This is a genomic window from Desulfohalobium retbaense DSM 5692 (assembly GCF_000024325.1).
Lineage (GTDB): Bacteria > Desulfobacterota > Desulfovibrionia > Desulfovibrionales > Desulfohalobiaceae > Desulfohalobium > Desulfohalobium retbaense.
Genome location: NC_013223.1, coordinates 1,352,213 through 1,365,896, shown reverse-complemented (window position 1 = coordinate 1,365,896; position 13,684 = coordinate 1,352,213). Strand labels below are relative to the sequence as shown.

General features: G+C 50.4%; 9 protein-coding genes. 8 read left to right on the top strand and 1 reads right to left on the bottom strand.

All coding sequences use genetic code 11. The features are described 5' to 3' along the window. Positions 1-11: 11 nt before the first annotated feature. From DRET_RS05825 to DRET_RS13345, 8 genes are all read left to right on the top strand, one after another. Positions 12-983 (top strand): type II secretion system F family protein, encoded by a 972-nt coding sequence (locus DRET_RS05825; protein WP_015751599.1) that lies wholly within the window; start codon positions 12-14, stop codon positions 981-983. Positions 984-1,161: 178 nt separating this feature from the next. After that, positions 1,162-2,124 carry a type II secretion system F family protein gene (locus DRET_RS05820; protein ID WP_015751598.1) on the top strand — a complete coding sequence of 321 codons (963 nt, stop codon included), beginning with the start codon at positions 1,162-1,164 and terminating at the stop codon, positions 2,122-2,124. Between the two features lie 130 nt (positions 2,125-2,254). Continuing rightward, a complete protein-coding gene (locus DRET_RS05815) occupies positions 2,255-3,151 on the top strand; it encodes a tetratricopeptide repeat protein (RefSeq protein ID WP_167317790.1) in 897 nt (298 codons plus the stop codon). 119 nt (positions 3,152-3,270) lie between these two features. Next, positions 3,271-4,839: a tetratricopeptide repeat protein gene (locus DRET_RS05810; protein ID WP_015751596.1), complete on the top strand. Its 1,569-nt coding sequence runs from the start codon at positions 3,271-3,273 to the stop codon at positions 4,837-4,839. A 109-nt stretch (positions 4,840-4,948) separates the two neighbouring features. Continuing rightward, positions 4,949-5,917, top strand: a complete 969-nt coding sequence (locus DRET_RS12945) for an OmpA family protein (RefSeq protein ID WP_015751595.1) — start codon at positions 4,949-4,951, stop codon at positions 5,915-5,917. A 176-nt stretch (positions 5,918-6,093) separates the two neighbouring features. After that, a complete protein-coding gene (locus DRET_RS05800) occupies positions 6,094-6,651 on the top strand; it encodes a FlgO family outer membrane protein (protein WP_015751594.1) in 558 nt (185 codons plus the stop codon). Between the two features lie 5 nt (positions 6,652-6,656). After that, positions 6,657-8,099 carry a cyclic di-GMP-binding domain-containing protein, MshE-related gene (locus tag DRET_RS05795; RefSeq protein WP_015751593.1) on the top strand — a complete coding sequence of 481 codons (1,443 nt, stop codon included), beginning with the start codon at positions 6,657-6,659 and terminating at the stop codon, positions 8,097-8,099. Between the two features lie 143 nt (positions 8,100-8,242). Further along, a complete protein-coding gene (locus DRET_RS13345; RefSeq protein WP_015751592.1) occupies positions 8,243-11,053 on the top strand; it encodes an EAL domain-containing protein in 2,811 nt (936 codons plus the stop codon). A gap of 151 nt (positions 11,054-11,204) precedes the next feature. On the opposite strand, the gene DRET_RS12940 is transcribed toward DRET_RS13345, so the two are convergent. Then, positions 11,205-13,481 carry a PocR ligand-binding domain-containing protein gene (locus tag DRET_RS12940; protein ID WP_015751591.1) on the bottom strand — a complete coding sequence of 759 codons (2,277 nt, stop codon included), beginning with the start codon at positions 13,479-13,481 and terminating at the stop codon, positions 11,205-11,207. Positions 13,482-13,684 lie beyond the last annotated feature (203 nt).

Below are 13,684 nucleotides of genomic sequence, written 5' to 3'. Positions count from 1 at the left end.
AAGGACACACAATGAACATCTACATAATCGCATTGATCATTTTTGTCGTCTCTATCATGATTCTGGAGATGTTTCTCTACGCCCTGCGGACCATCAAGAATCCGGATCGGTCCCAAATCCGTAAAAAACTGCGCAAGGTGACCTACAATCCCAAGCTGGATGATGCTCCCCAGGACATCGAGCGCAAAATAGTCTTCAGCGAGATCAAGATCCTGGATGCCATTTTGCGCCGCATATCCATCACAGATCGGCTGCACAGGCTCCTGTATCAGGCCAACGCTCAGTATCCGGTCGGATTTTACATTATCCTCTCCCCCCTTCTGGGGCTTGCGCTCGTTATGTTGCTCGAGTTCTTCGGCTACGCCGTATACGTCTCCCTCCCCGTCGGCTTACTCGGAGCCCTCACTCCCTTTTTCTACCTCAAGCGCAAGAAGTTAAAGAGGATGCGCAAATTCATGGCCCAGCTTCCCGAGGGCTTGGACCTTTTGGCCAGATCCCTGAAGGCTGGTCATGCCTTTACCACCGGCATGAAGCTGGCTGCGGAAGAGTTTGGCGACCCGTTGGGGCCTGAATTCGATGTGGCTCTTGACGAGATCAACTTTGGCGTCCCGGTTCCGGATGCCTTGCGCAAGATGACCTACAGGGTGGATTGTCCGGATCTGAACTTCTTTGTTGTCGCCGTCATCATGCAGCGGGAGACTGGTGGCAACCTGGCAGAAATCATTGAGAGCATCGCCACCCTGATCCGGGAACGTTTCAAATTCTTCGGCAAGGTCAAGGCTCTGGCTGCCGAAGGCGTTCTCTCCATGTGGGTGCTGATCGGGCTCCCCTTTGCCATCGTAGGTATTTTGACTTTTATGAATCCGGAATACATCACTTTGCTCTTTGAGGAGACCATGGGACACATCATGATCGCCGGAGCCTTGATCATGATGATCATCGGGTATTTTTTCATGCGCAACATCGTCAAAATCGATGTGTAGCGATTGATGCTGAGAATTGCGACCAGCAGACTGGGAAAATACTGCTCCCCACCGCACTGGCAGAACGAACGTTTCGTTTGGGTTCTGGGGGAAACAGGGGCGGTTCTCAGGCAAAGCTGCTTCTTTGTAGTACGACGACACACATATTTCATTCATTCCAGGCAGGAGACGTGTGAATATGCCAGCTGACTACCTTCCCTTGATCATGGCCGGGGCAATTTTTGTGTCCCTTTTTCTGCTCATGATCGGGGTTATGCAGCTTGTCCGCTCCAACTCCAAAAAGCGGGCCATTCTGGAAAAAATCCAGACTTCGAATCAGCAGAGCGCCTTTGGGGACCCGCAGCGCCTGGACTCTTCCCGATCCGGCTTTTTTGGTAAAATATTCGGCTTTGTAGGTCTTGTTGGCCAAAAGGTGGCCAAAGACAGAGTCTCTGATCACACCGTGCTCCGTCCCAGATTCCTCAAGGCCGGGATCCGGTCTCCTCTGGCCCCGGCGGTTTTTTGGGGTCTGAAGGTGATTATGCCACTCGCTCTCCCCCTCTGCTTCGGTCTTTTTTATTATTTGATCCCGGATTTGACCCTTTCTCCAACCAACACGCTCCTCATCATCACTGTTTTGGCTGTGGCCGGCTTTTATGTCCCCGACCTGTGGCTGACCAACAAACGACAGAAACGGCGGCAGACCATTCTTAAAGGATTTCCAGACGCCCTGGATCTTATGGTGGTTTGCGTTGAGGCAGGCATGGGCCTGGATGCGGCCATCAGCAGAGTGGCCAAGGAATCAAAATCCAACAACGCGACTCTCAGTGAAGAACTGCATTTTTTCACCCTGGAGACCAGGGCCGGCATGCCCCGTAAGGATGCGCTCAAGAATCTGGCCATGCGCACAGACCTGCAGCAAATGCAGAATCTGACCACCCTGCTCATTCAGACCGAAAAATTCGGCACCAGTGTGAGCCAGGCCTTGAAGGTATTTTCCGAAAGCATGCGCACCGAACGGTTCCAAAGAGCTGAGGAAAAAGCAGCCAAGATCCCGGTCAAGCTGTTGTTTCCGCTTATCATGTTCATTTTTCCCTCGCTGTTCGTGGCTATTCTGGGGCCGGCGGTGATTCGCATTTCCCAGACTCTGCTCAATATGTAGCACGGGCTCACCCTGAAGAGCTCACAGCGATTGGAAGTATGAGGATTTGTGTCTGTGCTTCAGCGACGGGCGCAAACAGATGGGGTACAGTAACGATACCGCCAAGACCAATGACGGCGGAAAGGACACTATGCAACGCAGGACAATTTCTCCTCTTTTGACAATCCTGGGTGTGCTTCTGCTCTGTGCCGGCCTGACCTCCTGCACCCACACCCGGTCTCAGGGCCTTGCAAAATTGGATAAACCTCAGTCTGAGCTGAGTAGCCAGGAACATGAACGACTGGGCGATGTGCTCATGGCCCAGGAAAAACTGCAGTTGGCCCTGCTTCAATACGATGACTCCCTGAAAAAAGACCCGGCAAATATCGACGCCAAATACAAACGAGGGTTGGTCCTGTTGCAGGGGGGAGACGACAAGGAAGCGTTGCAGGCTTTCCAGGCGGTCGTAGAGATGGATCCAGAATACGCAAAGGCGTATGAAGGTCTGGGTCGGGTCTATGTGCAGATGGAAAAGCGGGACCAGGCCAGGGCGCAATTTCTAAAAGCTTTAGAGCTGGATCCTGAATTGTGGCGAGCCAGAGCCGAATTGGGCCTGATTTACCACTTTCAGGAGAAGCATGAACAAGCCGCAGCGCAATATACACAGGCCATTGAACTCAAGCCAGACAAAGGCTCTTTGTACAACAACCTGGGCGCAACCTATAACATGTTGAAAAAATACGACCTCGCGCTGCAAGCATTCCGAAAGGCCCTTGAACTCGGATTTCAGGAACCGAAGGTCTACAATAATGTAGGACTGGCCCTGGCTCAGTCCGGCCGGTACAAAGAGGCCCTGCAGGCTTTCCGGCGGGCCGGCTCCGATGCCCAGGCGTATAACAATCTTGGCTGCATGTACTTGAGTCAGGACCGTTATCGCAAAGCGATCCAATCGTTTGAAAAGGCTATAGAGCTGGATCCGGCCTACTACCAGACCGCGGGTGAAAATCTGAAGAAGGCCCGGGGAGCTTGGGAGGAACAAGGTGGGTAGCAAGAAGTGAGCAGAGGTCTGGTAAAAAAAAGGCATACTCATGGCTTGTGCAAAAAACCAGATCGAACCACTGTCTCCTTTCCACAGTTCACGTCTCAAACAACCAATGAGGACCGCACATGAACGTACGTTTTCCTTATCGATTTTCGCTGCTTGCGGAGACATTGGCCATATTGCTTCTGCTTTTGACTGCAAGCGGCTGTGCTACCCTGCCCAGCAGTAGCAATGGGGGTTGGTGGGGGTCGAAGCAGGACCGTGAGGTCATTACGAACGAGGACATCCGTCAAAAATTGTGCACTCCTCGCCCCTTGAGCCGAGGTCCGGGTTTTCATTTCGACCAGGGGGTGGCCTTTCAGGGCCAAGGCGAGCACAGACTGGCCATTAGGGAGTTCAACAAGGTCCTCAATCAGGAGCCAGAGCACATCAAGGCCTTGAACGCCAAGGGTGTCTGCCTGGACAGGCTGGGACGGTTCGAACAGTCTATAGCTTCCTACCAGGCCGCATTGGAGCTGAACCCCAAGCTGGCCTATATACACAACAACCTCGGTTTTTCCTATTATCTGCAGGGGAAATACAGAAAAGCCGTTGAGGCTTATAAAAAGGCAATATCCTTAAACGGCAACAAAAGCGTCTATAACCATAACCTGGGGCTGGCCTATGCCCAAATGGGCAATTTCGACCAGGCTTTGGCCCAATTTCGAACAGGTGGGCCTTCAGAACCTGAAAATACAACTCGCAAAACATCAGCCACTGCCCCTGCCGCTGACAAAGACGAAGCTCTTTTTCAGGCCCGTGTCTCTGAACAAGAGAGAGGGCAAAGCGATATTTCGAAGCACGTAGCGACAACAACCGAAGCTCACACCGGGCAGACCCAAACGCCAATACGTCCGGCAACAGAGCCAACACCGAGTGGCCAGACGGATCTGTCATCAGGACAGACAAGCGATGCTTTGGAGATGCGGATGAACACTGATGCCGCGACTGACTCTGTCCCGCACAGCCCGGAAGTCATCGCCCAATCACCTCACCAGCAAGAGCAGCAGAAAGAGGTCAGGCCTGATTTTGCTGTCCAGGCCGGGGCATTCACCTACCAACGGCATGCGGCTGAGCTCTATTTTCAACTTCAAGAAAGGGGCTATGACGCCTATATCAAAAAATCGGCAGCCAATGGGCTCTATCTGGTCCGAGTAGGAGAGTATTCCGGTCATAAAGAAGCCAAGATAGCAGCCCGGAGCCTCTCCCGAGTTGAAGATGTTGAGACCCTGGCCACCAAGGAGATAGACCCCTGCGCTCGGACAACAATCACTGCTGCGGCCAAGTTCGAAGCAGTAGTCGTGAACCAGAAGGACACGCTACTTCAGCAGCCGGTTCTGGCAGTCCTTAACGGCAATGGGGTCAGACACATGGCCAGACAGACTGGCCAGTACCTCCAGGACCAGGGGTATAGCATAGGCAGGATTGGCAACGCTTCGCATTTCAACCACACGCGGACCACCATATACTACAGTCCGGAAATGATCCCCGAAGCCCAGTCCCTGGCCGCGCGTCTTCCTGAAAAATGCAAGCTCAAACCAGCTCACCCCTTGGCCATGCCCACACCCAGCCTGCGGATAATCGTGGGCCTGGATCTGGTCGCCCACAAGAAACACCTGTTAAACCCGACAGTGGCTTTAAATACTGAACTGTGAGCAGGACAAATCATAAACTTGCTCCCGGGCTGGCGATTATCGTACACCAAAAGCTCAACTTCAACCAACAAAAACAGGCCATATTAACCATTTTACTTCGGGAGAGACTATGAGTGCAAAGCCCCTGATCCGAACCATTTTGCTTTTTGCTGTATCTGTCCTTGCCTTTGGGTGCAGTCAGACTCCCGCGCCAATGTCCAGACCGTATACCACTCAGGACAAATTGCAGGCCGCACAGCACTGGGAAATCATAGCCCAGGACGTGAGCACCGACATCTCGCACATGATCAAGATGTCGGACCTCGAAAATTTTCAAAACAAGCAGATCCAAATCCTGCAGACTGACAATTCTCCTTTTTCCAAGGCATTGGAATCTTTTCTGGTTACCGATTTAACTCACCTTGGACTGCAGACGACTCGCGACGCGACAGATGACTATCAGGTCTATTGGTCCGTACAACGCGTCACTCATAAAAAGATTGCCTTTTTAAGCCAAGCCGAGGTCGTGCAGAACGAGGTCATTGTTAACCTGACCATCCAATCTGGTGATAGCATCGTGTATAGATTAAGCAACACCTATTATGTTGATGATTTAAATACTGAAAATTACCATTTTTCCAACGATCTGTACTACGCAGATAAAGAGGTGGAGACACGGACGGTCTATGTGACGAATACGGATACTCCCCTGCCTATGGCTGACAAGGACGATGTGGGGATGATCTTTTTCCAGTTCGACAAGGCTTCCATTCAAGACCAATACACCGACGAATTGGACGAGTATGTCGCGCTCCTCCGGCGCAATCCCCAGATGGAGTTGCTCATTGAAGGACATACCGATATCATCGGTTCAGAGAAGTACAATCTGGATCTTTCACTGCAAAGGGCCATGGCTGTGCACGACTATTTTGTCCGTCATAATATCTCCTCGGAGCGGCTACGGACCAAGGGATATGGCTTCAACAAGCCTATAGCCCCCAATTTTACCCAAAACCGCAAGGACAATCCTGAGGGCCGGGCCAACAACCGCAGGGTGGAGTTACATCCCCAACCCGCACACATGGCGAGCACCTCGTAACGCGGCTCTGCCGCAGGGGCAATTGAGCGGTGGATTGGAAGAAAGCGCCCTTTGCTCGCCTCTTCCGAGTCGGTGAGCGGAACACGATGAGGGCTCTCTTCCTGTTCGCCTGCCGCAAAGAGTTGGGTGGCACCATAGATCTTTGGTAACAATACAAACCGCAAAAGGATATGAACATGCGCTTCAAGCAATTGATCCTGATCGCCCTTTTGGTTATGACAGCCGCAGTTGCGGTGTCGTGCGCTCCGAACAGACCCTACAACCAGCAAATGTCAAAACAGCAAGCGGACATTGTCGAGGTTACGAGTGACGCTGCAGATCGCCTTCTGGGGTCCTGCAATGTCTTTGTGGACACACAAAAACCAATCATTGTCACTAGCCTTGTTGATATCGACGATATGCAGAAATCTTCCACCCTGGGACGCATGAGCTCGGAAATCATAGCCAACAGGCTGGCCAGTCACGGCTACTCGGTTCGGGAAGTGAAGATGGGCAACAACATATTCGTGAACGAATCCGAAGGGGAACTCATTTTATCCAGGGAGCTCCAGCGTATCGGTAAAAAACACGATGTCCAGGGCTTTGTAGTCGGAACATACGCTGTATGCGATAAAAGAAAGCGGTATTTTGAACCCCAGGTTGCGGTTTCCCTTCGCTATGTCGGGCTGGATAACATTATCAGGTGCTCACATAACTATATTGTACGCAATACCGATTTGGAAATGTGGGAATAATACACATGGCTGAATACGAAAAGCATGAAATCGGGGCAGCGGAGCAATCCGAACGTTTGGGCCAGCAGCTGATGCAAAATCAGCTGGTCACTGAAGAACAATTGCAGCAGGCCCTGAAGCGTCAACAGCTATCCGGAGGCAGACTGGGCCACAACTTGGTGGCTCTTGGCTATGTCCGGGAAGCAGACTTGGCCGATTTCTTTAAAAGAATCCCGCCGGTTCCTAATACAGAAGAAGATACCGGCCTGGGCCTCCCATTTATTGTAGACCTGATCAACAAACACATTGCCTTTATGGGCGAATTCACTATCCCCATGGTGGCGGATCGGGTCAAATTGCCCATTTCCATTGTAGATAAAGCCATTGAGGTTTTGCGACGGGATAAGCTTATAGAAGTCAAAGGCGCGAGTCAGCTTGCCAAGACCTCATACAAGTTCAGCTTGACTGATGCCGGGCGGAACAAGGCTAGTGAACTTCTCAATATCTGCAGATATGCCGGGCCTGCCCCAGTGACCCTGGCCGAATACCGTCAGCAGATTGAAATCCAGACTGTCATGCATATTGTGATTACTCCGGAGCAGTTCCACAACGCCTTTTCCCATCTCGTTATTAACGATTCATTGCTCAAAGTCCTCGGACCGGCCGCGTGTTCCGGTCGAGCGACTTTTTTGTACGGTCCTCCAGGCAACGGCAAAACCACCATTGCCGAGGCCATGGGCAAAACCCTGCCGGGCGAGATCTATGTTCCCCACGCTTTGGTCGTAAACGGAGAGATCATTACAGTTTATGACAAATCGGTGCATGAACCCGTTTCAAAAACAGAAAGCAGCCCAGGACATGACCAGCGCTGGGTTTGTGTGCAAAGACCCACAATCATGACCGGTGGCGAACTGACCATGCGCACACTGGATCTGGATTTTAATCCCATCTCTAAATTTTATGAAGCACCGCTGCAACTCAAGGCCAACAACGGTCTTTTCCTGGTGGACGATTTGGGTCGACAGGAAATGAACGTAGAAACGCTTCTCAACAGATGGATCATTCCTCTAGCGAGGCGTACGGATTTGCTCACTTTGCATACTGGCAGAAAGTTCGAAATCCCCTTTGACCAAGTGGTCATCTTTGCCACCAATCTGGACCCCAAGGAACTCGTGGATATGGCTTTTCTGCGCAGACTGCGCTATAAAATTAAAGTCGACCATCCCACACCAGAAGAATATCGTAAAATTTTTATTAAAATATGCAAAGCAAACAATGTAGAGTTTAAAGAAGACGTTTTTGAATATTTAATGGACCAGTACTACCAGCGCATGGACGTCAGGCTTTCTTCTTGCCAACCGCGAGACATCATCGATTTGATTGTGGATGATGCTTTTTACCATGGGCATCACCCAGAAATGACTACTGAACGTATTGATATGGCTTGGGACAACCTCTTTGTAAAATAAAGAAATTCACAAAAATATAAAGTTTAAGCTTAAAAAATCCAACTAATCCTCATCGCGGGAGAAAAACAAACAGGAAAACGCACAAAATGGATTGAATCTTGTACTTCAAAGTCATAAAGGGATGGTAATTGTCAAGGGCCAATTTGGACTCCACACGTCCACAAACGAACGAAACAAAACCACGCACATTGCAGCGCTTTCTGCTTTGGATTGCTGCCTTATGCGGCGTTTTAATCGGCTCAGGCAGTGCATTTCTGGTACTTGTATATGGCACGGAGATTTTTCAAATATCTCCGCAGTGGGCATTGACGGTGTCCTTTGCTGTACTTTTTCTGATTTTTAGTGAAATCTATATCCTTACCAAAATCCGCCTCTCTCTCATTGACGACCCAGACAAACACAGCTGGCCCGAACTCAAACGGATCATCCAGTCCTCCCCCTCTCCCGTCCTGATTACTGACTCGTCCGGCAGCGCCCTCATCTACAACAAACAGTTTGCGGAGCTCTTTAGGCTCAGTCCTGATGAGGACGTGAACATCCTCACGGATCAACGAACAGCTCCGTTGAACCTTCAACTCCCTTTTTCTCAGGCCAATCTTGGCGAGACCTCGGTACTGCCTGAAACGTGGCACACTTTGCCCCCATCTGACGAATCCTCGGCATCCAAAAAGATCTGCGTTCAAACCACCTTTGTCCCCATGCGCAACTCATCCGGCCTGGTGGACAAGATCCTTATTACTTTCGAAGACTCTACTGAACGAAAACGTTTAAACGAGCTTACCTACCAGGAAAAAGCTCGCCTCCGGGCCGCTCTGGCAAACTCCCGGCAAGGAGTCTGCGAGATCGATCCGGAGGCAAACGCAATATACTTGGACCTGCACAATGTTTGGGATCATGCTGTAAAACCATCCGCTAAAACTAAGTATCGAAAATCGTTTGACAATTTAATCCATCCAGATGACCGACAAGGACTGCTAGAATTAGGCAAAAACCATACTCCTCAAGCTGATGGACAGTTACGCTCATGCTTCCGTTTTCAGTCTCAAAGTAAAGAATGGCGTTGGCTCCAGTTCAGGGGCAAAACCTTACCCCACTATTCATCCGGCTACCCTGTACTTATAGGCACAGTAGAAGACATAACCAGTGAAATGGAAACCGCCAAAAATCTTGAAAAATCTGAGGCGAGATACAGAAACCTCTTTGCCAATGCCTTGGAGGGGATGTATTTGATTGGTACGGATGATTCAGTAATATGTGTCAATCAGGCTTTTGCAGATCTTTTAGGATATGCTTCGCCTAAAGACTTCGAAACGAGCAACAGAGGAAAAAAATTTTCCAGGATATATGAAACACCTACGGTGAATAAGAACAAGTTCAATGCGTTATGGACAAAAGGTAAGATTATGCATCTGGAGACCCAGGTCCGTCGCAAAAACGGAGAGCTGATTTGGATCTCAGAAAACACCAAGATTGTCAAAGATGATCACAAAAACATACTCTATTTACAAGGTACTATAATAGACATTACCGAACGCAAAAAAAGCGAAGAGCGCCTTTTGCACCAAGCCTTGTACGATCACAGGACCAATCTTCCCAACCGGTCCTATTTTGTAGAAAAAATCGAGAAAGGACTTAAAAGGGTGGGCCAAGAACCCGGTTTTTCATTTGGCCTGCTCTATTTTGATCTCGACGGGTTTGGAACAATCAACGACAGTTTCGGGTATTTTGTTGGAGACCGTTTACTCTTAGAAGTTTCCCATCGTATCCGGACTGCCATCGATGAAACTGACACCCTGGCCCGGTTCAGTTCAGATGAATTTTGTGTGATGTCCGAAAACAGAACCTCAGCTCAAATTCAGGACTTGGCGGAAAATATACGGCAAAAGCTGGAACAAGTTTTTTTTCTGGACGGCCAAGAAATCACTCTTACTACCAGTATCGGTATTCTTGAGTATAATGTGACGTACACCAGAGCTGAAGATATGCTCCGGGATATTGAATTGGCCATGCTACAAGCCAAAAAGCGTGGCAAAAATCGCTGGGTAATTTTCTCCTCAGATATGTATCAACGCAAGAGCGAACGGACGCTCATGGAAAAAGACCTGCGCCGGGCTTTGGATCGAGAAGAGTTGGTGCTCAACTATCAGCCTATTATTAAATTGGACAGTGGCGAATTAAACAGCTTAGAGGCCTTGATACGTTGGAAACACCCTGAACATGGGTTTATCTCGCCCGGGAAGTTCATACCATTGGCGGAACAAACCGGTCTTATTGAGCCCATCGGCAAGTGGGTCTTAAAAGAAGCATGTCGGCAGGTCAAAATCTGGCGTGAATCCAACAAGTCCTTGATCATGAATGTAAATCTTTCCAGCAAACAGCTGGAAAAGGCCGGTCTGGAACGAAATATTTATCAAATCCTGCAGGACATAAACCTTGATCCTGCATGCCTCAACCTGGAGGTGACAGAATCCGCGGCCATGAGCAAACTCGAATCCAATGTTCGTACTCTCAAGCGGCTAAAATTTATGGGGATTCGCTTGAGCATTGACGATTTTGGAACCGGCTACTCTTCCCTGGCCCACTTGCAACGCTTCCCCTTGGATGAACTGAAAATTGACCGCTCGTTTATTATCAGTCTCAAAGCCGGGAAAGCGTGTCATCGAATAGTACATGCTATTGTTGAACTCGCTTTAGGGCTCAAGCTTAAGATGGTGGCTGAAGGGATTGAAACCAACTCTCAACTGAACATGGTCAAAACATTCAATTGTCATTACGGCCAGGGCTTTTTGTTTTCCAAAGCAATGGCCGCAAATGAAATTGAGAAAAACTGGTTCACTGTAGGAAAGGAAAGACCTTTCGCTTTATCGCAAGCCATGAAAGCGGCAAATCCAGACCCACAGCCCAATGACAGCAGAGCCAGCCTAAAAACGATTCACAAAATCCATCAGGCATGATTCCCAGCTTGTGGTAAAAAAATTCCTCTCTGCCCAACCCGAGCAGTTGATCTGAAAACGGCGCTAAAAAAGTTCAAGGTCGCCAGCGGACACATTCGTACCTAAGACCCTGAATATACTGCAACATTGCTACCATTGGAAGATTTTCCCCTTACAATGGATTTCCTCCAGTAGGCTCTTGCGTATCGCGATCCAATACTTCCCGGATTTTGGCCAGTAATTCCGTGAGATGGTAGGGCTTGGGGATAAATCCAGCTGCGCTTCTGGCCACCTCCTGGACCGATCCGTGGGCCGAATAACCGCTGGCTAAAAGCACACGTGGAGGGTGATGGTACTGCTGCAGATGCTGCAGGCATTGAGCACCTCCCATGCCGGGCATATTCAAATCCAGGATTACCAGATCCACGGTATGGCCATTTTCGGCATACAAGGACAGCGCCTCTTCTCCGCTGCGAGCCGTCAAGACTGTATATCCGTGCATTTCCAAAATTTCGACTGTTATTTCAAGAATTACATCTTCGTCATCGACCACCAATACCGTTTCCGATCCTTCTATCTTCGAAGGGGATTCCCAGCGATTCTTCCGAACGGGTTTGGTCTCAGCATCGGGATTCGCCGGCCAATAGACTCGGAACGTGGTCCCCTGCCCTTTTTCGCTATCACATTGGATATACCCCTCATGGGATTTCACTATCCCGTAAACGGAAGCAAGGCCGAGCCCAGACCCCTGTCCAACCTCTTTTGTGGTGAAAAAAGGCTCAAAAGCGCGGGCCCGGGTTTCTTCATCCATACCATGACCGGTATCGGAAATGATGAGCAGGACATGGGGCCCGGTCTTCGATCCGGGATGCATCCGGACAAACTCCTCGTCCAGTTCAGCATAGTGGGTTTCGATTGTTAGCCTGCCTCCCTGCGGCATGGCGCTTTCCGCGTTGCGGCCCAAATTGAGCACGACTTGCTCCACTTGCACAATATCAGCATACACCAGCGGCAATCCCTGGCCCAGGGTGAGTTCGATTTCGATCATTTTGGGGATCGAACTTTCCAACATGCGCGCACTCTCCTGCACCACTTGGTTGATATCCTGATTCTGTTTGCGGCTGTCGGCTTTGCGGCTGAAAAGCAATAGTTGCTGCACCAGTCGCTCGGCGCGCCTGATTGATGATCGGATAGTGGCTAAACGCTGTTGGTCCGGGTGAGCTTCAGGTTTATTGTGGCCCAGAAGATCGAGATTCCCGCGAATGGCGTGGAGCAAATTATTGAAATCATGAGCCAAGCCTCCAGCCAATATGCCCACAGATTCCATCTTTTTGGCCTGGGTTAATTGGGCTTGAAGCTTTTCCTGTTCGGCTTCTGCATCCTGTCGTTCGGTGATGAATCGGGCCTGCTGCACATTCTGGTACGCCATGCTCGAAAGCTGATTGGCCATGGTAAACAAGGCTTGGGCTATTTTCTGAAATTGGTTGTGAGACATAACGGGGACTTCGTAGAAGGCGTCAACACACTCCTGTTCATCAGCGCCGATTTCCCGGGCATAGGCCCGTATACCCTCTTCGGTTTGGCCCGCATCACGAACTTGGCCCACGAGCCAACTGGCGATGTGCTGGCCACAGAGGGTGATGCTGGCTCCGGCGTCCCAGAGTCCTCCGCTGAGGCACGGCTGCACAATTGGTCCTTCGGGATGGGGGGCGCCCAAGAGCATGCCCGATTTGTGACAATTGGCGCACCCTTTCTCTGTTCTTCGAATGATATCGTTGCACAGGCGGGTAAAATTTGAGGGTTGGGTCACCGGAGATCCATCGGGGAAAATGATGAGCGAAGCCACATTGGTGGCGGCCGCGAATTCATCCTGGAAGCGCTGCAAGGCCTCCACATCAAACAATTCGTCTATGGCTATGGAGGTGTTTTGGGAGACAGGCCGGGTCAAGGCGATGATACGCTTTTCCAAGGCCTCTTCCATGCGTTTGCGCTCTGAGATGTCTGTATGGGTGCCCACCAACCGCAGCGCCCGTCCATCACCATCGCGGCTCACAGCTTTCCCTCGACCGAGAATCCAGAGCCACTGCCCCTGTTTAGAGCGCATCCGGAATTCCACAGTAAATTCCTGACAGCGGTTTTCTATACAATCACGGTTTGCTCGCAGTGCGGCCTGTTTATCATCGGGGTGCATCAATCCTTCCCAGACATCTACACGGTCCGGCAATTCCTGGGGATCATACCCGAGCATCGTCGCATAGGCGGGGCTATAATACACCACATCGGTAACAATGTCCCAGTCCCAAACGCCCTCTTGGCATACCTGCATCGCCAATTGGAAACGCTCATTGCTTGCCCGTAATGCCGCTTCCGTTTCTCGGTGGGCAGCCTCTGCTTGTTCCAATTCTGCAATACGCTGGCGCAATTCGGCATGCGGAGATTGTGCTGACATTTTCACTCCAGTTAGTGACCTGTGTTAGCGGTCTCATTGTCCCCAAAAACACTGATAGCACACTGACAAACTTGCCTTGCAACCAAGGGATCCCCTGCTGCCCCGCTCTTCATGTCCAATGCCGGCACAAACGAGAACCCACGCCATGCGGCTCTACAATACTGGCTCTCGGCAACGAATCTATACGGTCCAGCATTCTTCGT